This window comes from Nonomuraea sp. KM88 (assembly GCF_052245635.1).
Classification (GTDB): Bacteria; Actinomycetota; Actinomycetes; order Streptosporangiales; family Streptosporangiaceae; genus Nonomuraea.
This window is the reverse complement of sequence record NZ_JBQQCC010000001.1, coordinates 1,122,540-1,143,350: the sequence shown is the minus strand read 5'-3', so window position 1 is coordinate 1,143,350 and position 20,811 is coordinate 1,122,540. Positions and strand designations below refer to the sequence as shown.

17 protein-coding genes are annotated in these 20,811 nt (G+C 73.6%); 6 read left to right on the top strand and 11 right to left on the bottom strand.

Annotated features, from left to right (window positions below):
* Positions 1–7: 7 nt before the first annotated feature.
* From ACTWPV_RS05225 to ACTWPV_RS05195, 7 genes are all read right to left on the bottom strand, one after another.
* On the bottom strand, positions 8–1,945 hold the full coding sequence (locus ACTWPV_RS05225; RefSeq protein ID WP_443150801.1) for a TOMM precursor leader peptide-binding protein: 1,938 nt from the start codon (positions 1,943–1,945) through the stop codon (positions 8–10).
* A complete protein-coding gene (locus ACTWPV_RS05220; protein WP_443150800.1) occupies positions 1,938–3,884 on the bottom strand; it encodes a hypothetical protein in 1,947 nt (648 codons plus the stop codon). Before ACTWPV_RS05220 ends, ACTWPV_RS05225 begins: the two co-directional genes overlap by 8 nt.
* Entirely contained in the window at positions 3,881–5,233 is a 1,353-nt protein-coding gene (locus tag ACTWPV_RS05215) for a SagB family peptide dehydrogenase (RefSeq protein ID WP_443150799.1), read from the bottom strand. The genes ACTWPV_RS05220 and ACTWPV_RS05215 overlap by 4 nt, the downstream gene beginning before the upstream one ends.
* Positions 5,230–6,297, bottom strand: a complete 1,068-nt coding sequence (locus ACTWPV_RS05210) for a thiopeptide maturation pyridine synthase (protein WP_443150893.1) — start codon at positions 6,295–6,297, stop codon at positions 5,230–5,232. Before ACTWPV_RS05210 ends, ACTWPV_RS05215 begins: the two co-directional genes overlap by 4 nt.
* Positions 6,298–6,299: 2 nt before the next feature.
* Complete coding sequence (locus tag ACTWPV_RS05205) at positions 6,300–7,154, bottom strand: thiopeptide-type bacteriocin biosynthesis protein (protein ID WP_443150798.1); 855 nt, start codon at positions 7,152–7,154, stop codon at positions 6,300–6,302.
* Complete coding sequence (locus ACTWPV_RS05200) at positions 7,147–9,642, bottom strand: lantibiotic dehydratase (RefSeq protein WP_443150797.1); 2,496 nt, start codon at positions 9,640–9,642, stop codon at positions 7,147–7,149. Before ACTWPV_RS05200 ends, ACTWPV_RS05205 begins: the two co-directional genes overlap by 8 nt.
* 99 nt (positions 9,643–9,741) lie before the next feature.
* Positions 9,742–9,981, bottom strand: coding sequence for a thiomuracin/GE37468 family thiazolyl RiPP peptide (locus ACTWPV_RS05195; protein ID WP_443150796.1), 240 nt, complete (start codon positions 9,979–9,981; stop codon positions 9,742–9,744).
* A gap of 139 nt (positions 9,982–10,120) precedes the next feature.
* Here ACTWPV_RS05195 and ACTWPV_RS05190 point away from each other — a divergent pair, with 139 nt between their 5' ends.
* A complete protein-coding gene (locus tag ACTWPV_RS05190) occupies positions 10,121–10,885 on the top strand; it encodes an AfsR/SARP family transcriptional regulator (RefSeq protein WP_443150795.1) in 765 nt (254 codons plus the stop codon).
* A 27-nt stretch (positions 10,886–10,912) separates the two neighbouring features.
* Here the strand turns inward: ACTWPV_RS05190 and ACTWPV_RS05185 are convergent, their stop codons facing one another.
* Complete coding sequence (locus ACTWPV_RS05185; RefSeq protein ID WP_443150794.1) at positions 10,913–12,787, bottom strand: BTAD domain-containing putative transcriptional regulator; 1,875 nt, start codon at positions 12,785–12,787, stop codon at positions 10,913–10,915.
* A gap of 434 nt (positions 12,788–13,221) precedes the next feature.
* Here ACTWPV_RS05185 and ACTWPV_RS05180 point away from each other — a divergent pair, with 434 nt between their 5' ends.
* Positions 13,222–14,250 carry an ArsR/SmtB family transcription factor gene (locus ACTWPV_RS05180; RefSeq protein WP_443150793.1) on the top strand — a complete coding sequence of 343 codons (1,029 nt, stop codon included), beginning with the start codon at positions 13,222–13,224 and terminating at the stop codon, positions 14,248–14,250.
* A 67-nt stretch (positions 14,251–14,317) separates the two neighbouring features.
* Here ACTWPV_RS05180 and ACTWPV_RS05175 read toward each other — a convergent pair whose 3' ends face one another.
* Complete coding sequence (locus tag ACTWPV_RS05175) at positions 14,318–15,130, bottom strand: hypothetical protein (RefSeq protein WP_443150792.1); 813 nt, start codon at positions 15,128–15,130, stop codon at positions 14,318–14,320.
* Positions 15,131–15,479: 349 nt separating this feature from the next.
* Between ACTWPV_RS05175 and ACTWPV_RS05170 the strand changes: the two genes are divergently transcribed.
* Entirely contained in the window at positions 15,480–16,877 is a 1,398-nt protein-coding gene (locus tag ACTWPV_RS05170; protein ID WP_443150791.1) for an FG-GAP repeat domain-containing protein, read from the top strand.
* Positions 16,878–16,895: 18 nt separating this feature from the next.
* On the opposite strand, the gene ACTWPV_RS05165 is transcribed toward ACTWPV_RS05170, so the two are convergent.
* Positions 16,896–17,615: an MBL fold metallo-hydrolase gene (locus tag ACTWPV_RS05165; protein ID WP_443150790.1), complete on the bottom strand. Its 720-nt coding sequence runs from the start codon at positions 17,613–17,615 to the stop codon at positions 16,896–16,898.
* Positions 17,616–17,722: 107 nt separating this feature from the next.
* Between ACTWPV_RS05165 and ACTWPV_RS05160 the strand changes: the two genes are divergently transcribed.
* Both ACTWPV_RS05160 and ACTWPV_RS05155 read left to right on the top strand, forming a co-directional pair.
* A complete protein-coding gene (locus tag ACTWPV_RS05160) occupies positions 17,723–18,286 on the top strand; it encodes a TetR/AcrR family transcriptional regulator (RefSeq protein WP_443150789.1) in 564 nt (187 codons plus the stop codon).
* 115 nt (positions 18,287–18,401) lie between these two features.
* Positions 18,402–19,049 (top strand): winged helix-turn-helix transcriptional regulator, encoded by a 648-nt coding sequence (locus ACTWPV_RS05155; protein WP_443150788.1) that lies wholly within the window; start codon positions 18,402–18,404, stop codon positions 19,047–19,049.
* Positions 19,050–19,148: 99 nt separating this feature from the next.
* Here ACTWPV_RS05155 and ACTWPV_RS05150 read toward each other — a convergent pair whose 3' ends face one another.
* Entirely contained in the window at positions 19,149–19,862 is a 714-nt protein-coding gene (locus ACTWPV_RS05150) for an SDR family oxidoreductase (RefSeq protein WP_443150787.1), read from the bottom strand.
* A gap of 279 nt (positions 19,863–20,141) precedes the next feature.
* Between ACTWPV_RS05150 and ACTWPV_RS05145 the strand changes: the two genes are divergently transcribed.
* Complete coding sequence (locus ACTWPV_RS05145) at positions 20,142–20,759, top strand: TetR/AcrR family transcriptional regulator (RefSeq protein WP_443150786.1); 618 nt, start codon at positions 20,142–20,144, stop codon at positions 20,757–20,759.
* Positions 20,760–20,811: the final 52 nt, after the last annotated feature.

Genomic DNA, 20,811 nt, shown 5'->3' with positions numbered 1-20,811 from the left:
GGCGCGGTCATGGGAACGGATGGGGATGCGGGTTGACCTCGTCGGCGCGCAGCGGCCGGTCGAGGTGGCCGAGCAGGCGCGGCACCTCGTACAGCCGGGGCAGGCCGTCGACGCGCCGATGGTCGTGGCCGAAGGTCATCGGCAGCGTGCCGGGCACGATGACCTTCACGGAGACGAGGCCGGCCGCCCGGTGCTCGGCCGCGGTCTGGTCGACCACGATCACGTCCATGCCGCGGTCAAGGTAGCGGCGTGCGGCGTTCATGGCGTCGTCCCGCAGGTCCGTTCCGCCGTACTCGGTGATCTGCGGCATCTCGGCCAGCGTCCGCCTGCCTGGCGAGTCCGTCAGGAACGACAGGCGGCCGGCGGTGCCGGGGTCGCCGTACACGAGTGCGTGATCCTCCATCTCGCGGACCTGGCGCGGGTCCGCGGCCATGGTGCGCGCACGCGCCTCCTGCCCGGGGTAGCGGGCCAGCAGCGACCGCGTCCCGGGTCCCAGCTCGGTCAGCGCGTTGCGCACGGCACGCACCGGATCCGGGTGGGAACCGGCCGCGCACGCCAGCGCCGGGCCGGCCGGGTCCGGGTTCACGGCCATCGCCCACACGCACGGGATGCGCTGCTCGACGGTGATGTCGAACAGGTGCACCTCGAAACCCGTCTCGGCTTCGATGGACGCCCGGATCAGGTCCGATTCGGCATCGTCCCCGCGGGTGACGAGCCGTGGCGCGGGAAGCCTTGCGTACCAGGTGAGCAGGAACGCGTCGCGCTCGGCCACCTCCATGAGCCCGAACAACACCGCCTCCTCCAGGCAGGAGCCGAGCGCGCAGCCGTTCGACACCTCGTAGACCAGGCCGTGCTCGTGCCTCCCTCCGGTGTGCGCCGCGGCGAAGTAGGCGTGCGAGCGCGGCACCAGGATGGGCCGCTCGCGCGCCAGGGAATGCCCCCACACCCAGGTGATGGGCTCGTCCTCGGTGAACGGCCGGAACCCGAAGCCGTCGAGCGCGTACCGCTCCGGCGGGTAGAGCCCGAGGGCGCGCGGGTCGAGCGCCCTGTCCGAGACGTCGGCGTAGGCGGCGTGGACCGTGCGCGGATGGGAGGGGGACGCGCCTCCGTACCGCTCAAGCGCCTCGAGCAGGGCGACGAGGCGGCTGTGCCGTACCGTGCCCGCCCGGCCGTAACCGTTCTCCGTCTCGCCGCCCCGCAGGCCGACGGGGGCTTCGGTGAGCACCAGCCCCTCGCCCGCGAAGGTGTCCAGCGAACGCACGAGTCCGGTGACGGGGTCGACGTAGAGCTTCTCCAGGGCTTCCAGCCGCTCGTCCATCGGGCGGGCACGAAAGGTGTGGAGCCCGTGCGCGGACCTGGCCGACAAGGACACCGGGTCCGGTTCGTCCGCCCCGCCGCACACGCGGCACAGCGGGTCGGGGAGCACGGGGTGCCGGCTGACGGCGAGCGTCTCCAGGTCGAGCAGCAGGAGAGCGCCCTCCGTTGCCGGTCGCCCGCCCGTCCCGATCCGCATGGCGTCCTCGGCCACGAGGGTCGCCGCCGCCTCGGCGCCGAGCGCGGTGAGCGAGGGCGACGGCCGGGTGCTCAGCCGCGCGCGGTTGCGGCGGAGCACCTCGCGCTGGACGCGCCGGTGGGGGTTCGCCCGCCGTCGCCGGGCTTCCGCGCAACTCACGCATCCGGGCCGGCCGGCGCTCTCCAGCGGCCCGATCACGATGCGGCCGAGTTCGGCGCGCACCCGGAGCCAGGGGAGGCCCAGGCGGGCGCCGGTCGCGCGCGCCGCCGCGGTGCGCGCGGTGTTCCATCCGTCGTCGGCGGCCACCAGCAGGTACGGCTCACCCGCGGCCCCCGGGGTGGCGGGGCTCGTGGCGATCCCCTGTTCCTTCAGCGCGGTCGCGATGCTCGTGCTCAGCAGGCCGTCGCCGGTGAGCAGCACTTCGTCAGGCATCGCACAACACCACGTGCACGAGATAGGGCATGAGTTCGGCGACTTTCCTGTCGTGGTCGAGTGGTACGGCGACCGGGACGCGCCCGGCCGCGCGCAACCGGGCCGCGGCCTGCGCGGGGCCAAGCGCGGGACGGACGGGCGAGGCCGGGTCGCCCGGCGAGGCGCGGCGGGATGCGGGCAGGTCGGGTACGCCGGGCGGCGCGTACGCGGGCCGGCCGTCCGCCTCGGACTGGATGGCCTGGAGCACCTTGCGCAGCCCGTCGCCCAACGCGGCGGCGGGATCGAGTGCGGCGGCGGCCAGCGCGGTCCCGGCGCGGCGCAGCACGTACACCGGCACGCCGAGAGGCCCCGTGACGTCGTAGACCTCGACGTCCTCCCCGAGCACCCGCAGGAACGCGCGGGCGCGTTCGCCTTCCGCGTCCAGTGCCGCCCCGTCGAGGTCGACGCGCGGATGGCGGGCGGCGGTGTGCGGCAGGGCGGCGAGCGTGAGCCTGGCCGCCTGGGCGGCCAGTGCCGCGCCCACGGCCTCGGCCCAGTCCTGGCCCGCCGCCACGCCAGGACGCGGCCAGCCGCCGGTCACGTCGGGGACGTCGGGGAAGCCACCGGCTTTCGCGAGCGGATGGCCGGGGAACACCTGGCCCGCCGGAACCGGCCGGACCCGTTCCGGCTCGTCCGGCTCGTACCCGTGGATCAGGCCGTCGGCGGTGAGACGCCGCGGGTCGCACACCAGGGAGCCGTAGGCGGCCAGCGCCCGCAGCGTCATCCGGGCACGCGCGTGGTCGTCGTGGAATCCGGAGCCGTCCACGACCAGTGGGCCGGCGCTGCCCGCCGGGTCGGGGACCAGGGCCCTGCGGACGCGCAGCGGGAGCTGCGCCCAGTCCGTCTCGACCGGCGTGAAGCAGCCGAGCAGCCGGTCTCCGGCCTCCGCGCCCGCCTCCAGCACCCGCGCCCGGCTGAGCCTTTCCCCCGACGGCGGCGCGGGCGTGCGGCGCGCGGCGTCCGGAGCGGTCGCGGGACGCGCGAGGGGATGGGGCGCGCAGCGGTGTTCCGTGCTCTCCATGGAATCGGTGGCGACCCTGGTCAGCAGGCCGCGCGAGGCGGGCGGAACGGCGCCGGTCATCGTGCGGAACGCCGCCTGCACGAGTCTGAGCGTCAGCAGGCGCCCCGCATGCGCGGGCGGCTCGGCGCGGGAGTCCGGGCGTTCGCCCCCGACCGCGCGCAGCCGCGGCCAGGCACCGGCCCAGTCGGCGTCCGGCGGGACCAGCCACGCCTCGTCCCGGCGGCTCAGCACGAGCTGCGCCAGCGGTACGCGCGCCTCGCGGCAGGCCTCCGACAGGCGGGCCGCCCGTGCGGCGTCGGACGTCACCTGAAGCACCAGTCCGGTCTCCGGGGGCAGCTCGGCGAGGGGGTCCCCGGTCCAGCACCGCACGCTCTGGCCCGCGTCGCGGACCGCGATGTCCCGGCGGGGCGCCTCGCCCTCCCCTGGCGGCTCCTCGGCGACCGTGACGCTTTCCAGGCCGGAGGCCAGTGCGGCCGCGGCCAGCTCCTCCAGCAGGCGGCCGGCCCCCGTCACCAGGGTCGCCGTAGCCCGGTAGCCGAGGAAGGCCCGGCGGTCGTGGACGCCGTGCGCGGCCAGGAAGCCGATCTCGCGGGCGTACTCCCGGCTCAGCGCGGTCGGCGCGGGGTCGTCCGGCGGTTCCGTGACGATGCCGCTCTGCCGCAGCGCACCCACCAGGCGCTCGACGTACGACGTGCGGTCCGGATCGAGCGTGGCGGTGAGGTCGGTCAGGGTGCTCCGCCCGTCGAGGCGCGGCACGAGCCGCTCGATCCACCGCCCGACCGCGGCCCCTTCGAACCGCACCTCCCCTCTGGAGGTGAGGAAGCAGGCTCCTTCGTCCGTGACGGCGTAGTAGACGTCGTCCCGCAGCCAGAGTTTCACGACACGACCCTCCGCTCCGGCAGGCGGCTGCCGAGCGCGAACTCGCCCACGCTGCCCTCGACCATCGGATCGAGCCCGGTGGCCGCCTCGAAGGCTCCCGCGTCACCCACTCCGAGCGCGCAGGGCGCCAGTCCCATCGCGGTGGCCACCAGGTACATCGTCTGGAAGAGCACGCCGACGTCCTTGAGGATCAGCGAGTAGGACATCTCCCTGTAGGTCCACATGACCCGCCCGAACCGTGCCGCCACCACCAGCACGACCTGCGGGTCGGCGGCGACCCGCCCGTGCAGTGACACCGAGGCGTCGCGCAGCAGCCGGCGTACGGGGTTCGTCATGGTGCCGGCCTGTTCGAGCCGGTGAGCCTGCGGGTCGTAGCGGTACAGGCCGGGCTCGACCCCGGCCACCAGCCTGATCACCGGATAGATCTCCAGGGGGTACGCCATCCCGCCGGACGGATAGGGCCGCCGCACGTGCTCCTCGTCCGTCGTCGGCTGGTTGCGCCCGCACCTGAACAGGAACTCGCCGAGCTCGGCGGCGGTGAGCGGCCGCTGGTCATCGTGTTGCCTGATCGAGCGGCGGCGGCCGATCACGGCGGCGAGCGGCGGGTCTCCGGCCCCCAGCGCCGTCGTGTCGGGCCGATGCAGGGCGACCCCCGGCCCGGGGCTCGATTCGCGGACCGGAGGGGGGACCGGGAAGTGCCCCGCCGCCCAGTCGGTGCGCCCGTGCGTGCGTCCGAGTCCCGTCGTACGGCGGCTGCGGCCGTGGAACCACAGCTCGTGCGCCGACCACTGGCTGAGCGGCAAGGTGTCCCCCTCGGTGCCCGGCAGGGCCAGCAGCCCGGCGCGCCACAGCCCGGCCCTGAGCAGCCGTCCCGCCCGGGACCGGGGCTCGGGGTCGAACGCGTCCGGCAGGCACGACATGTCGTGCAGCAACGAGGTGCAGCGGGCGCGTGGCGACTCCGCTTCCATGCCCTCCCTGCTCCGCCGGATCACGGCGAACCGCGACAACACCGCCTCCGGCGGCACCGGCTGCTCCGCCTGGACCGGCGGCATGGGGGTCAGCGTGTACAGCGGGCGGCCGTCGAGCTCCACCGTGACGCGCAGCCACCCGCCCGCGCGCAGCGTGGCGAGCAGCTCGTCGTCCTGGCCGGCCGGGACGTCCTCGTCGGCGAGCCGCAGCAGCAGCGCCCGCTGCCGTGGGGTGATCACGCCGAGGTCCTGGGCGTGCGGCCAGCGCACCAGGACGTACCCGTCGTCGGTGACCGTGCCGGTCACACCGTGCCGCAGCCGTACCCTCTCCTCGGTCCGATCGCTCACGTCCGCGCCGACCGGGCTCGCATCGTGGGTCATGCGTCCTCCCGCCGCTCGCCGCCGGTCGACTGGCGCAGGGCGTCCAGGGCGGTCACGCCGCAGACCCTCTCCCCCGCACCGGCCGCCAGGTGGCAGAGCAGGAAACGTTCCGCGGGGGTCACGCCCAGCCGCGTGAGCTCGCTGTAGGTGGCGTTGAGAAGCAGCCTGTTCATCGCGAACGTCGCCGAGTCGCGCAGCTCGGGCCACCCTCGTTCCGCCGCGAGGGCGCGGTGGAACGGGCTGCCGGGCTCCGGGCCTTCCCACCCGCTGTCGTCGCCGTCCACCCGGAGCCGTCCCGCGCGCAGCTCCGCCCGGGCACGGCGGGCATAAGCGGTCAGCGCCCGGCTCCACGCCCGCGTGAAGGGGGCGGCGCCGGGCGTCGCGAGGCGCCGGGTCCGCTCCACCAGGTCGGCTTCGTGCGCGGCGAAGTGCCCGTCCCACAGGTCGCGCCGGCCGTCCCCCTCGGGCCAGGTCGCCAGGAAGGCCTCGGCGTGCGAGCGGAACGACACAAGCCCAGCGCTCAGCCCGCCGCCGAGCAGGCCAGCCGTCGTGATCATCAGGTCGAACGCCACGGCCAGCCTGCGGCCACCGGCCATGACATGACCGGCGATGTCGAAGGCCAGCGGGGTGGTCGCCGCGAGGTGCTCGGCCAGCAGGCCGGCCGCCACCGACGCGCCCCCGTAGGTCCGCGGCCCGGCGTACGGCGCCTCCTCGACGCTGTTGTCCGGTGCCCACGGCGCCAGCGGGCCGGGTTCGCCCTCCAGCTCCGCGAGCCTCCGGTGCAGGGCCATCTCCGCCTCCGGCCGCCGGGGCGCCGCGGAGGGCGCGGCGGCCAGGAAGGCTTTCATGTGCTCGTCCACCGCCTGCCGTGCCAGGTCCGTGCCGCCGGGCCGGGTGAGCAGGTTCAGCCGCAGGTGGGGCCCGCGACGCCAGTGCCTGACGAAGTAGGCGCGGTGTCCTGGACCGAGCTCCCCGGCGAGTGCGGCGAACAACGGCCGGACACCTTCGGCGACCAGGCGGTCCTGGTCGCCGCCGTAGAACACGTGGAAGCTCTGCCAGCGCATGCTCACCCCTTCTCCCTGGCAAGATCGGTGACGGCTCGCGCGGCCAGGTAACGCAGGAGCGCTTCGGTGCTCACGTCCACTCCGAGGCGGTTGCAGGCCAGGTGGGCGCACGAGTTGAGGATGGGGAAGAGCGCTCGTGGTTCGTCCACGTGCGCCGCCAGCGCGTCGACCGAGGTGGTCCACGCGGTGAGCGGCCCCTCGTCCCACCGCCCGTCCGCTGCTCTCCGCGTCAGCTCGGCGATCGCCTCGCGCCGCTGCTCGTGGACCTCGGCGAAGGCCGGGTCCACGTCCAGGGCGCCGACCACCTTCTTCGCCCGGGCCAGCCGGGCCGGATCCGGCCGGCAACGCCACCAGGTGCTGAGGATCATGGACAGCGCGACGGTCATCCGCCGGGTACCGCTGAGCCCGCCGGTCACCAGCGGCAACACGATCCGGCTCGACTCGGTGAAGTGGCGTTCCACGGCGGCCATGTAGGCGCGGCCGTACCTGACGTACTCCGGCTCGTAGCCGACGAACGCCAACGTGTTGTTGGCCGCCGGCTCCGCCGCGTAGGCGGTGACCTGCTCCAGCCTGGCCATCTCGGCGGCCTCGCGGGCGTAGTCGGCGGGGTCGAGCGTGAACCTGGCCGGCCGGTCCCTGAACAGCTCGGCGCACCGGCGTTCCAGCTCGCGCCGCACTCCGGCGGTGGTGTGCGGCTCGGTCGCCACGCGTACCCTCACGTGCGGCCCGCCGTCCCAGTAGCGCAGGAAGAACAGCTCGGCTCCCGCGCGAGCCAGGGGGGCGACGATCCGGACGATCACCTCGTCCAAATTGCCGTGGTAGTAGATGTGGGCGCTGAGCCACTGGCGCTCACTCATGGCGCATCCTCGGATCGGAGATCTCCAGCAGGACTTCCGCCACCTGGCGGGTCCCCTCGCTCCCGGCCGTCGTGGCGGGGTCGGGAAGCGCCTCCTCGAAGGCGACGGTCCCGGTCGCGCGTCGCAGCAGCGACTCGAAGACCTGGACCAGCGGCCAGGAGCGGAAGTCGATGTAGAAGGGCTTCTCGGTGTTGCCAGGGGCGCGGCGCCGCGACGGGGCGCGCACGAAGCAACGGTCGGGGAGGCCGTGCCGCCGGCGCCAGGCCGTGAGGCGCACCAGGTAGGCGGCGTCGGACTCGCCTCGCGTACGCGCGGGCACCTCGCCGGCCGGGGACTCCCAGCGGGCACGCCAGACGACGACGTGCCCGGCGGTGAGGCGCGGCACGACCCGCGTCGGGCTGCCGGGCACGGGTTCTGAGGGGGCCAGCCGGGCGGGCGTGAGCGGGGCCTGCTCGCCGAACGCGCCGAGCAGCACCCGCGCCACCGGCGGCAGGATGGAGGTGGCGCACATGCCCAGATGCAGCACCCGGATGTCGTCCGGACCGGCCGGGTGGCTCAGCCGGAGCCGGCCGCTCTCCTCCTCGCGGGTGACGAGCAGGTCCCTGAGCGGCAGCCGGGCCACGCCGGGCCGCGGTACCGTCCCGAAGGGGTAGTCGAGCTCGTACGGCAGGCTGGGCAGCCGCTCGTTGAGCGAGAACCCGAACGTTCCGCCGAACCCGGCGAAGGCCGGGCCGTCATCGAGGCGGCTCCGTCCCTGCTCAGGCCAGCGGCCACCGCCGGTGCGCACCAGGTGCCCGACACGAGCGCGGCCCCGCCCGAATCCGATGTCGACGGCGTTGACGGCGAACTCCGTGGCTCCTCCGCCGGGCAGGAGCTGGCCGTAGACGCCGATGGAGTGCAGGCGGCCGGCCCAGCCGGGACGCCGCGCCGCGGCGGCGGCGAGGACGCCCGGCTCGACCCGGCCCGCTCCCGCGACCTCGGCGATCTCCTTCATGCGCAGCCCGTCGAGCTGCTCGATGACGGGAAAGGCCTGGTGGTCCTGATCGGAGGCGCGGGCCGACAGCAGGGAACGCAGCGCCCGCCCGGCGGGCGAGCCGGATCGTGTCTCCTCCGCGACGGCGCGGTAGAAGGTGATGAACGGGACGGGGCCGCCACCGGGGAGGGCGCCACGGGCCCACTCGGCCATCGCGAGCCGCGCCCCGAGGCCCAGGTCGAACAGCGACAGCCAGGCCCGCACCGCCTGCAGGTCGTCGAGCACCGGCTGCCAGGCGGTCAGCGCGAGGCCGGCCAGCGGGCGGTGGCTGACCGCGGTCTCCAGCGCCACCCCCGCGTGCTCGCGTCCGGCCCCCCGCACCGTGACGCCCCGCAGGGCCACGCGCTCGCGCAGGTCACGGTGCCTGCTCCGGTGTCCCGCGAGGTCGGCGACGGCGGTCTCCGGGCCCGCCGGCTCGACGGACGGCACGTATCGCAGCAGCCCGATGGCGAGCAGGCGATCCAGGAAGGCGACCACCTTCTCGGGCGGCGCGCCGCCGGTGGCCGCGAGCCGGTCGCGCAGCCGTGCGAGGGGAACGGGTTCGGCCGCGGCACGCAGGCACGCCCTCAGCGCGGGTGTCTCCTCGACGCGCACCACGGGCTCCTCCGGCGGCGACCCGACGTAGCGGAGAACGTCGCCGTCCCGCGTCCAGGCCGGCGTGGCCAGCACCGGTGTCGTCTCGCGCACGGCGGGATCGCTCAGCCGCGCGGCCACCAGGTCGGCGCTGACCTGGTCGAACAGTTCCGTGACGCAGTGCGCCGAGTGCCAGGGATCGCCCGTGACCGTCAGGGGCGCGCCGTCGCGGGTCCACTCCCCCGTGCCCGACACCATGAACGTGCCGTACGGGCTGGTCTTCGTGGCCGCACGGACGGCGTAGCGGGTCAGCGCCGTGATCGACTGGTGGCGCGGGGTCCGGGACTCGTCCGCCAGCCACCTGTCCAGCTCCGCCGACAACGCCGGGCTGGAGTGCCACAGCGCCCGGCGGAAGTTGGGGGCGGCGACGATCTCACGCAGCCGAGCGGGCACCCGGTCGGTCTCCGCGGCCAGGGCGAGGGCGATCTCCGCCTCGCCACGTCTCCACGCCGCCCGCCGGGCGATCCAGACGCCCACCCGGGCCGCGACGTCGTCCGGCACCAGCGCGGCCGACCCGTCGCCCCACTCGCGCGGCCCAGGGGCCCGCCGTCCGTGCAGCGCGCGCCGCAGGCCCACCAGCGCCGGCCTGCCCGGGTCTCCGGGCGTCAGCCGGCCGATCACCTCGTGCAGCAGATCGCCGAGTGCGCCGCCCTCGGCCGCCAGCCAGTCTCCCAGCGCGAGATGCTCGTCGACCGCTCTCGCCGTGTCCACCGTGCGGAGCCCGTCGAGAAGCGTCGCCGGCAGGCCTGCCAGGCGCACGACCGGCGCGACCGGCGCGGCCGGAGGAGCTGGAGGCGCTGGGGGCGCGACCAGGCGGTCCACCAGGCACTCGTCCCGGCTCGGGACCGTCCGCCCTGACCGAGCAGCAGCGCCGAGACCCCGGAAGGAATTCACCGGATCGCGCCCTCCGTTCGCGGGGACCTATTCCTCTTCGCCCTCGTCCCAGTCGACGCAGTTGCCGTTCGAACTGGCGCAGGCGCCGCAACTGCACACCATGCTGCAGGCCGAGCATCCACCGCAGATGCCGCAGCTGGACGCGCCGTTGTCGAACATGCCGTGGCCTGTGGTGAGCGAGTCCAGTCCCAGCCCGGAGCCGCTCACGTCGAAGACGTCCACCGGCAACTGCCGGACATCGAAGTCCAGCGCTGTCATGGCATCCATGTCATGCCTCCTTGCATCGGTACATGTGACGCCCACTCTGCTGCGGCGACCTCGCCGCAAACCTTGACGAAACCTGACGCGACGTGCGGCTCAGCCGGATCGCAGCAACTCCTCACCCGCCCGCGACCAGGGTGGGTCCATGGAGATCCGACTGCTCGGCCCCGTGGAACTCGTCGGCACGCCGCGACGGGTCGCGCTGGGCACGCCCCGGCAGCGATGCGTGCTCGCCGTACTCGCGATGACGCCAGGACAGGTGGTGCCCATAGAGGCGATCGTGGGCCGGGTCTGGGGGCAGGAGCCGCCCATGCACGTCAGGAACGTCGTCTACACGCACGTGTCGCGGTTACGCGGCGCGCTGAAGGGCGTCTCCGCGCACATCGTCAGGGAGGCCGGCGGTTACGTCCTCGACCTCCCGCCGCACCGCGTCGACGTGTACCGGGCACGCAATCTGGCCGCGCGAGCACGTGTCGAGAACGACCGCGCCCGCGCCGCGACGCTGCTCGCCTCCGCCTGCGCTCAGTGGACGGCCACCCCGCTGGCGGGCATCGACGGGGATTGGGCGGCGGCCACCAGGCAGGCACTCAGGCGCGAGCACGCGACGCTGCTGTTGCGGAGATTCTCCGCCGAGCTGAAGCTCGGCCGTACAGGCTCCCTGATCGGACCGCTGTCGGAGGCCATGATCCAGCATCCGTTCGACGAACCGCTGGCGGGTCTGCTCATGGTCGTCCTGTACCGGACCGGGCGGCGCGCCGACGCGCTCGCGCTCCATGATGAGGTACGGCGGCGGCTGCGTGACTGCCTGGGCGTCGAGCCGGGCCACGCTCTGGAGCGCCTGCACGTCCAGGTGCTGCACCGTGCACCGCACCTGGAGGATCAGGACGCGCCGCTGCTCACGGGCGGCTGAGGTGCCGTGCGCCGGCACGCGGCCCGGTCAGTCCAGCACAGGAGACCGGCCGGCTGCCGCACGGCGCCCTTCGAGCCGGGGCACCCCCAGCAGCGCCGCGACGCCGCGCGCGCGGGCCGCGCGTCGTTCCGGCTCGGGATCCTCGGCTTCGGCGCGCTCCAGGGCGAACAGGCGTACCAGGTCGTGACAGCGGTAGCGCGCTCCGGTCACGTCGTGGCCGGCGTACTGCAGCAGCTGGGCGTCGGCCAGATCGCCCGCCAGGGCTTCGGCCTCGTTCTGGGAGACGTCGAGCAACGCGGCCAGCAGCCATGGTGCGACGCCGTCGAGTCTGGCTGCGATCGCGAAGCGGCGCAACGCGGCCCGCTGCCGGTGATCGAGACGCCGGTACGACGCCAGCAGGCTGCCGCGCACGCCGATCTCGCCCAGGTCCAGCTCGTTCAGCCGGTCGCCTTCGCCGTCGAGCCGGTCGGCCAGCTCGGCGAGGGTCCACGAGGGACGGTGCGACAGCCGCGCGGCCGCGATCCGCAGGGCGAGCGGCAGCCGGTCGCACAGGTCGGCGACCCGCCCCGCCGCGGCGGTGTCGAGCGTTCTGCCGGTTCTGTTCAGCATCGTCACGAGCAGATCGCGAGCCTCGCCGGACGTGAGGGCGCCGAGGTGGACGGCGCGGGCTTCCTCAAGCGCGGTGAGCGCGGGGAGGATGTGCCTGGAGATCACGATCACGCGGCTCGGCCCGCCTCCAGGCAGCAGCGGGCGGACCTGGGCGGCGGAGTCGACGTCGTCCAGGATGATCAGCAGCCCGCGTTCACGGGTCAGGGAGCGGAACATCGCCGACCGGTGCTCGGTGTCGGGCGGGATCACGTGCGGCCGCACCCCGAGAGCCCGCAGGAACCCGTCGAGTACCATGCCGGGCTCCGCGGGTGATGTGGTGTCGTCGCAGGCCCGCAGGTCGGCGTAGAGCTGTCCGTCCGGGAACGCGCCACGCTCGCGCCACGCCCAGTGCAGCGCGAGCCCGGTCTTGCCGACCCCCGCCGGGCCGCTCACCGCGAGCACCGTCGGCCCGCCCCGCCCGGCCGTCATCCCGTCGAGCAGGGCCAGCTCGGCTTCGCGTCCCACGAACGTCAAGGGCGGAGGCGGCAACGCGGCGGGCACCGCCGGTATCGCCCCGCCGCGCCACTCGAGGGCTGGCGCCGCGGGGCTCGGGAGCGCGTCGTTGAGGATGGCGTGTTCGAGGCGGCGCAGCTCGGGCCCGGGCTCGACGCCGAGCTCGTCCGCCATCAGACGGCGCCCCTCGCGGAAGGCGGCGAGCGCGTCGGCGGCGCGGCCCAGGCGATACCACGCGACCATGAGCTGACCACGCAGCCGTTCACGGTACGGGTGGGCCGCCACGAGCGCCGCGAGCTCGTCGACGACCTTGTGGTGACGGCCCAGGTCGAGCTCGATCGCGAGCCGTTCCTCGATCACGGTGTGACGCAGCTCGTTGAGCCGCGCGGCCTCCTCCCGGACCAGTGGCAGCCCGTCGCATCCCTGGAAAGCGGGCCCCCGCCACAGGTCCAGTGCCTGCCGCAGCAGCTCTCCCCCCTCCTGCGCCCGCCCCGCCTCGGCTGCCGCCCGGCCTCGGCGGACCAGGCTCTGGAACCGGCCCGCGTCCCATTCGTCGGCGTCGATCCGCAGCCGCCAGCCGTACGCGCCCGAGCACAGACGACGCGGTCCCAGGTCCTTGCGCAGCCGGTACAGGTAGATACGCACGCTGCGCACCGCGGAGGCAGGCGGGTCCTCCGGCCACACGGCGTCGATCAGGGACGGCATCGCGACCTCGGTGTTGGCCCTGGCCAGCAGGGCGGCAAGCAGACCACGTGGTTTGGGAGCGAAGGCGGCGAGCTCGGCCTCCACCGGGCCCAGCACCCGGAATCTCATCGGTGGCGGCCCGCCCGCCCTGGTTCCCTGTACGCCCTGAGCAAGTCTGCGGTCCAGCCGGAAGGGCTCGATGTCTCGTCCCGTTGTCAGTCGTTCCGTCATCCGCGTCGCCGGTCCCCCGTGTGGCAGCGTGAGACGTCGCCGGATCCACGGCACAGCGGCGTCTCCCCCGTAAGGCAACGCGTCCGCTCTCCCAGCGTCGGGTTGCCCGCCGCCCTGACATGGTCCCGCCCCGCGGGCCGATCGGGCCAGAACTTTCGGTTGAGCCCAAAACACACAGGTCAACGGCACGGCCTTGCCGCCGTCGAGGCGAGTGGCGCCGCACGAGCGGTGAGACCCCGCCTCTCGCCACCCATCGGCAAGGGACCTTCCGAACATTTCGCATAAGTCGGTCCCGTGAGGGGGCGGAGATACTGGTAGGCATGACGGGTGGCCTGCTGAGGATCGTTTTCACCGCCGAGGATCTCGCCCGGGTACGCATCGCCTCCCGCGTCGATGTCATGTGGGAGACGGTGATGAGCCTCTACCGCCTGCGCGACCGTGGCGGCGGCCCGGACATGACCGGCTGGCGGCGTCAGGCGCGCGCGAACCTCGCCTCGGCGGGCTTGCTCGAACCCGTACGGCGCACCCTGGTCCCGCTGGCCCCGACGGGCGCGTACTTCCCCGACTTCCTGACCCCGATCGAGGCTCAGGGCGGATTCGACGACGGCATCGCGGCGCTGGTCGACACGCCACGGGAACGCGTCCGGCAGGAGATGACCGTCCTGCACGCGCACGCCGGTCTGCCGGGCGGCCTGGACGACCTGGCCAGGGGCGATCGGCGAGCCATCCGCCGGCTGGCCGACCTGGTGGCCGGCTACAGCCGCACGGCGCTCGGCCCTCTGTACACGACGCTGGAAAGCGTCCTCGGCCACGAGCGCTCCACGCTCGCCCGCCTGCTGCTGGACCACGGCGTGGAGTCCATGCTCGCGGGCCTGGCGCCGGCGCTGCGCTGGCGCCCCCCTGCCCTGGAGGCCTCCTATCCCGCCGGCGACAGGGAGATCCAGCTGGGCGGCCGGGGCCTGACTCTCATCCCGTCGTACTTCTGCCAGATCACCCCCGTCGCGCTGGTCGACGAGCGGCTGCCCCCGGTCCTGGTCTACCCGGCCGTCAACCACCCGGAGCCCGTGCCCGCGGCCGCTCCCCGGGACTCGCTGTCCGTGCTCCTCGGGGCCACCCGTTCCCGGATCCTGCGGTGCATCGCCTCGGGGATGGGTTGTACCACCACCGAGCTCGCACGGCGTACCGGAACGTCGCTCTCCAACGCCAGCCAGCACGCGCAGGTGCTGCACGGCGCCGGGCTGATCACCAGCACCCGTCACGTCAACATGATGGTGCACCAGATCACCGACCTGGGCGCCGGGCTGGTCCGCGGCGGCCGCTCCCGCGACGAGCGGCCTCTCTCGTCCTGACCCGGCGACCGTCGGCGGGGTAGGGCACGCGGGCCGTGACACCAAGGCGGCCGGGCCCCTGCCGAGGTCATTCGAGGGCCGCGGCACTCCCCGGCGGCGCAGCGTCTTCCCTCCGGGCGGCCCGCAGGACGACGGCCATGAAGATCAGGCCCACGCCGATGCTCAAGGAGTGCTGAACGATGGCGAGCATCGTGTACTCGGCGGTCACGAAGCCTCCGGGTCGGAGGATGACCATGGGCAGCTTCCAACCGCTCCACGCGAACATCGAGCCGGAAGCCCCGAAGGCCAGCGTCACCGGCACCCACCGCCGAAGCCGGGCAGGCCGGCGGCGGATGATCGCCCAGATGCTCCAGGCTCCGAGCAAGGCCCACAGTCCCGCGCTCGCGTTCAGCAGCCGCCCCTGGAGATCCCCGTGTTCGCGGTGAGCCGGATCGAGGCCCAGCGTCCCGCCCAGCGCCCAGGAGGACCACAGCAGCCCCAGCCCGGCCGCCACGACCACTGCCGCCGTGACCAGCCCCGATGAGCGGGACGGGCCGTCTTCGACGTGGCCGAGGAAGGCCCGCGGCCACCGTTCCCGCAGATAGATCGGCAACGCCACGGCCAGCCCCACGGCCATCCCGGTGAAGCCGATGGTGAGGAAGACCGTATCCTCTCGCGCAGCCGATGCGATGCCGTCGCCTCCACCCGGATCGGCCTCGAGCACGCCGAGGACGCCGCTGATCACCGTGTAAGGAAGCATCGGGACCAGGAAGCCCGCACCCACCCAGGAGAAGAAGATCAGCCGAGCAGAGCTGCGGCGATCCAGACGATCTTCACTGCCAGGTAGAGCGACATGCTGAACGCCGCGGCGTAGCCCGCGAGCCTGCGCACCGCGCTCCATCGCGCACCCGTACTCATAGCAGCGGGAAACCCGCCCGACCCTGCGTCACCCGCACCCGAACCTCCCGAACCCACCGAACTGGACGCCGTCGAATCTCCCAGGATCGTCGTCCGGACGGGATCCCCCGACGGTGTGAAACACCGGCGGTCCCTTCCCCCGCGCAGGGGAGAATGCAGGTCCGGCAGCGCGCGGTGGATCGGGCGCAGGACGCCGGCCAGGAAGAAGCCGGGCGTTCTGCCGCCGGCGTGCGATCTTCTCCCGCCTTCTCCCGCGTCCGGGCCGTGGCCGCTGGAATCGCCGCCGGCGCATACGTCCGCCTCGTCGGCACGCCCCTGTAAGGTGAGCGGCCATGGCGAGAAAGCTCGGCGTCCTGCTCGTGTCGCTGGCGCTCACCGGCTGCGCCGCCTCGGGCCCGGCCACGTCGCGGCCATCACCGTCGCCGCCCGTACCGCCGCCCGTACCGTCGCCCGGCGCGTCTTCTCCGGCCGCGTCTGCCCCGGCCGCGTCCACCCCGGTTGTGGCCAGCCCGGTTGTGGCCACCCCGGTCGCGGTCACCCCTGCCGCTTCGCCGCCCGCGCCGCCGCGGTGCGCCGGGGATGCGGAGCCCGGTGACCTGAACGGCGACGGGTACGCCGACCTCGCCTTCGTCTGGACGGGCGCGACGGGCGAATCGCTGGAGCGGGGTCAGCTCGTGGTGGTGCACGGATCGGCGCGCGGGCTCGCCCCGTCCACGGCGTACGTCGCCGGCGAGGCGAACATGACGGGTGAGGTGCTCCCCCAACTCGCGGATCTCGACGGCGACGGTTGCGCCGACGTCGTCATCCCGGACCGTTCGCTGTCGATCTTCTGGAGCGGCCTGGGCCCGGCCACCGTTCTGCCGTACGGCAGCCGCTCCGGCCTGGCCGACCTCGACGGGGACGACGCGATCGACATCCTGGCGGCCACGTCGCGCGAAGGCGACACGGACGGCTCCCGGCTCGTCCTCCTCCACGGCCCGTTCACCAGGTCCGGCGAACCGGCCCGCGAGGCGAGCCGCCCGCTCCCCGAAGGCGAATGGCCCGGCAGGCTGGTCACCGATCCGCGCGGGTCCGGCGCCGTCCTGTACGGGCCCGACGACGGCGAGCAGGCCGACGCCTGGCTCCTGACCGGCGAAGCCTTCCGCGAGGTGGCCACGGGCAGCGCGGCCGTGTTCGGCGACTTCGACGGCGACGGACGCCGCGACGTGGCGATCGGCGACAGCGGGGCGCGCAACAACGAGCCCGGCAGCGACACGGAGGCCCCGTCCGTCGACGGCATCACCCGCGTCTTCTACGGCCGCGACCGCGAACCGCAGATCCTCACCGGCCTGCGGGGCAGCCTGGCCTCCGGCGACCTGAACGGCGACGGCCGGGACGACCTCGTCTCCGGCGAGGTCACCGGCAAGAACGCCGTCATCACCGGCAAGGCCGAGATCCTCACCGGCTCCCCGCAAGGCCTGCGCCGCCCCGGCCTGGTCACCACCCACGGCGGACCCGACCGCGCCTCCGCCGGCAAGCCCCTCAAGGAGTGGCAGCGCGGCGCCGTGAAGACCTGGGCCCTGGCCGACTACGACGGCGACGGCAAGGACGAGCTGCTGCGCGTCTGGCGTGGCGGCCTGGACCTCGCCCGCTTCTGGCGGCTCGACGCCGAGGGCAGGACCCGGCAGACCTTCGACCTGGGAGGCAGCGAGGCCGAGGGCCGGAACAGAGAGATGGGCGTCCGGCAATAGCGGGGCGGGCATCCATCCTCACTCCGATCGCGCCGCGGCCTGGACCTGGCGGACCGCCTCCTGCACGCCCCCGCTCCAGGGTGCGCCGTGCCCCGGCAGCACCCACTTCGCCCGCACCTCCGCCAGCCGGTCGAGCGAGGCCAGCGCCTGCTCCCGATCGTCGGTGAACGGCGCCGGCTGCGGCCCGCGCCGTCCGGTCAGTACGTGCCGGGTCGTGAGCCCGTCGCCGACGAACACCGCGTCGGCCTCGGTCACGTGAACGGCGACGCTGCCCGGCGAGTGCCCTGGCAACCGCAGGATGCGGGGCGAGCCCGGCAGGTCGAGGACGTCGCCGTCGGCCACCTCCGACACCTGGGTCAGGTACGTGGTGCGCAGGCCGCCCTTGCGGGCGGCGTACCAGAGAAAGCCGGCCGTGGCGCCGAGCCGGGCATGCCCCCAGCTGTTCTTGACCTTGACCTCGCCCCGGGCGCGCGCGGCGTCGGCGCTGTGGACGAAGACCGGGACGCCGTGGTCCCGGCGGAGCCGTTCGGCGAAGCCGAGATGGTCGGTGTCGCCGTGGGTGAGCACGACGCCGCGGATGTCAGCCGGGGTGCGGCCCAGGGCGGCGAGCTCGGCGGTCAGCTCGCGGAAGTGCCCGGCCAGCCCGGCGTCGACGACCGTCACGCCATCGTCGGTGACGACCAGATAGACCGCCACGATGTCGTTCCCGATGCGATGCAGGTGCCGATCAAGCCTCATGATCCGTCTCCTCGTCGATCCGCCATGATGGCTACGGTACATAGCCATCATAGCTAATGTCCATAGCTATACTGTGGAGGCGACACCGCACCGCCGGAGGAGAACGCATGCCGACGCCCGACCGCACCTCGCTGGACGCCATCGTCGAAGCAGCCCGCGACATCCTGGAATCTCACGGGCTCGCGCAACTGACCATGCAGGCGGTCGCCGGCCGGGTCGGCGTGCGCGCCCCCTCGCTCTACAAGCGGGTGCGCAACCGCGACGCCCTCGTCCGCCTCGTCACCGAGGCCACCCTCCTCGACCTGGAGAAGCACCTCGACGCCGTCCCGGCGACCACCGATCCCCGCGAGACGCTGGCGGCCCTGCTCCGCGCCTTCCGCGCGTTCGCCCACGCCCGCCCGGCCGCCTACCGCCTGATCTTCACGAACGTTCCGGCCCCGGCCAGACCCGACCCGGCCCTCCTGAGCCGCACGGCGAGCCCTCTCCTGCAGATCGCCGCCGACCTGACCGGCCCCGGCCAGGCCCTCGAGGCGGCCCGCACGATCACCGCCTGGGCGCACGGCTTCATCAGCATGGAACTGGCCGCCGCCTTCAATCTCGGCGGCGACGTGGACCGCGCGTTCGAGTACGGCCTGACCCACCTGACGGCCGCCATCACCAAGCCGGCCTGACCTCCACCCGACCGCGCACCGAGCCGTCGACGCCCGAGCGACCGTCGCCGAATGCAGCAAGCTTGTCTTTTACAATCATGCTTGGTCAATCCAAGTCAGCGGTACGATCTGCAGTATGGCGGCTCGCGAATACGGCCAGTTCTGCGGCCTGGCCCGTGCCCTCGAGATGGTCGGCGAGCGCTGGACCCTGCTGATCGTCCGCAACCTGCTGTCGGGGCCCCAGCGCTACACCGACCTGCGCAAGGGCCTGCCCGCCATCCCGACCAACATCCTGGCGGCCCGCCTCAAACAGCTCGAAGAGGCGGGTCTGGCCGTCCGCCGCGCACTCCCCCACCCCGAGCGCGCGGTCGTCTACGAGCTCACCGACTACGGACTCCAGCTCCAACCGGCGCTGATCGCGCTCGGCCGCTGGGGCGCCAGGACGATGACCGGGCCCCGCCCCGGCGAGATCGTCACCGCCGAGTCGGTGGCCATGGCCTTTCGCACCACCTACCGGCCGGAAACAGCCCGGGACACGACCATCGGCTACGAGGTCCGCATGGGTGGCTTCACCCTCCGCCTGCAGATCACCGACGGGGCACTGACCGTCGGCATCGGCCCGCATCCCGCCCCGGACCTCGTCATCGAGAGGCTGTCCGATCAGGGAATCCACGTCCTGATGACCGGCACCAGGACCGCCGGCCAGGCACTGGCCGACGGCAGCGTGCGGGTGGAGGGCGATCCCGAACTTCTCCACCGGTTCGCCGAGACCTTCCGCTTCTGACCGGCCACTGGGCCGGTCACTGGGCCGGTCACTGGCCGGTCACTGGGCCGGTCACTGGGCCGGCCGGTGACCGCCGGCCCGCCCGCACCCGGCCGTGGGTCATACGGGCTGCCCGATCGGCCGGATGGTCAGGGTGTTGAGGTCGACGCCCGCCGGCTGGTCGAGGGCGAAGCAGATGGACTCGGCGACGTGGTGGGGAGGCATGGCGAAGGAGGGTGCGCTGTCGCCTGGCCAGAAGGGGGTGTCGATCATGCCGGGATTGACGAGGGTGACGCCGATGCCACGGGTCGTGGCGTACATCCGCAGGTTCTCGGCCAGCCCGGTGACGGCCCACTTGGTGGCCGAGGAGAGGTTGGCGGGGCTGTTCTTCAGCCCGGCGACGCTGCCGACGAGCACCAGCCGCCCGCCGGTGGCCTCGAGGTGGGGCAGGGCGGCCCTGGCCAGCAGGGCGGGGCCGAGGACGTTGGTGAGGACCATGGGCGGCCACAACTCCGGGTCGCCGTCGCCGAGGGTCGCGCCCGCGGTGTGCTGGTAGTCGCTGGAGACGAATCCGGCGTTGGCCACCGCGGCGTGCAGGGCGCCGAAATGCTCCACGGTGCGGGTCACGGCGGCCTGGGTGGCCGGCCAGTCGGCCGCGTCGGCGATGACGCCGAGCAGCCGGTCGGGGTGGCCGGTCTCGTCGAGGAAGGCCCTGAGTCTGCTCTTGTCGCGGCCGGTGACGGCCACGCGGTGGCCGCGGTCGAGCAGCAACCGTGCGGTGTGGGCGCCGATGCCGCTGGTCGCGCCGGTGATCAGTACGGTCTTGCCGGTCATGGACATGCTCCCGGGTGATGGAGGTGGACGGTCTGCTGGTGGGGCGTCGTCCCGGTGGCACGCGGACGGTCTCCGGCGGCCGAGGTGGGCCGCGAGCCGCTTGACGCACCGCGCCCCGAGCGGGAACGCGATCGACGCCCACAAAACGGTGAAGCCTGCTGGACACCCAGGTCGTGCTGTCCGCGACGCCATGGGCAATTCCAACAATCGTGTTGTTACTACGACCTTAACCCGGGTCGGTTCCAACTGCAACGTTGGTGTTGGACTAGGATGCGCCGCATGGCATGGGATGTCGAGGGAACGAAGCGCCGCATCTACGAGGCGGCGCTGGCCGAGTTCGCCGAGCACGGACCGGACGGGACGACCGTCGACCGGATCGCGAAGCGCGCCCGGATCAACCGTGAACGGGTCTACAACTACTTCGGCGACAAGCCCAAGCTGTTCTCAGCGGTGATCCGCAGCGAGCTGGACAGGATCGCCGCCGCCGTGCCGCTGGTCATCACCCGCGCCGCGGACGTCGGCGAGTTCGCCGGCCGCACGTTCGACTACCAGCGGGCTCATCCCGACCTGGCCCGGCTGGTGCTGTGGGAGGGTTTGTCGGACACCGGCAGCGTGTCGGACGAGGTCGTGCGCACCGAGCTCTACTCCGGCAAGGCCCAGGCCGTGGCAGCGGCGCAACGGGCCGGGCTGATCGACGACACCCTCGACCCCGCCCATCTGATCTTCCTGGTCATCGCGCTGTCGAGCTACTGGTCCGCGGCGCCGCAGATCGCCCGGATGTTGTCCGGCAGCGACGTCCAGGACGGCGCCGAAGCCGCCCGCCGCCGTGCCGCCGTGGTCCACGCCGCCCAGCGGATCGCCGCGCCCCGACCGACCGACGGCACCACGACCGGCTGAAGCCTCTTCGAGGTACGCCTCCTTACGCCGCACCGGACCGGCGGGCGGCTCT

Coding starts and splice junctions, on each gene's coding strand:
- ACTWPV_RS05210 (WP_443150893.1), bottom strand. CDS start 6,297: ATGCGCTGGCAGAGCTTCCACGTGTTCTACGGCGGCGACCAGGACCGC.
- ACTWPV_RS05215 (WP_443150799.1), bottom strand. CDS start 5,233: ATGACCCACGATGCGAGCCCGGTCGGCGCGGACGTGAGCGATCGGACC.
- ACTWPV_RS05150 (WP_443150787.1), bottom strand. CDS start 19,862: ATGACCGGCAAGACCGTACTGATCACCGGCGCGACCAGCGGCATCGGC.
- ACTWPV_RS05180 (WP_443150793.1), top strand. CDS start 13,222: ATGACGGGTGGCCTGCTGAGGATCGTTTTCACCGCCGAGGATCTCGCC.
- ACTWPV_RS05205 (WP_443150798.1), bottom strand. CDS start 7,154: ATGAGTGAGCGCCAGTGGCTCAGCGCCCACATCTACTACCACGGCAAT.
- ACTWPV_RS05165 (WP_443150790.1), bottom strand. CDS start 17,615: ATGAGGCTTGATCGGCACCTGCATCGCATCGGGAACGACATCGTGGCG.
- ACTWPV_RS05190 (WP_443150795.1), top strand. CDS start 10,121: ATGGAGATCCGACTGCTCGGCCCCGTGGAACTCGTCGGCACGCCGCGA.
- ACTWPV_RS05170 (WP_443150791.1), top strand. CDS start 15,480: ATGGCGAGAAAGCTCGGCGTCCTGCTCGTGTCGCTGGCGCTCACCGGC.
- ACTWPV_RS05155 (WP_443150788.1), top strand. CDS start 18,402: ATGGCGGCTCGCGAATACGGCCAGTTCTGCGGCCTGGCCCGTGCCCTC.
- ACTWPV_RS05160 (WP_443150789.1), top strand. CDS start 17,723: ATGCCGACGCCCGACCGCACCTCGCTGGACGCCATCGTCGAAGCAGCC.
- ACTWPV_RS05195 (WP_443150796.1), bottom strand. CDS start 9,981: ATGGATGCCATGACAGCGCTGGACTTCGATGTCCGGCAGTTGCCGGTG.
- ACTWPV_RS05225 (WP_443150801.1), bottom strand. CDS start 1,945: ATGCCTGACGAAGTGCTGCTCACCGGCGACGGCCTGCTGAGCACGAGC.
- ACTWPV_RS05175 (WP_443150792.1), bottom strand. CDS start 15,130: ATGGAGCGCGGTGCGCAGGCTCGCGGGCTACGCCGCGGCGTTCAGCAT.
- ACTWPV_RS05145 (WP_443150786.1), top strand. CDS start 20,142: ATGGCATGGGATGTCGAGGGAACGAAGCGCCGCATCTACGAGGCGGCG.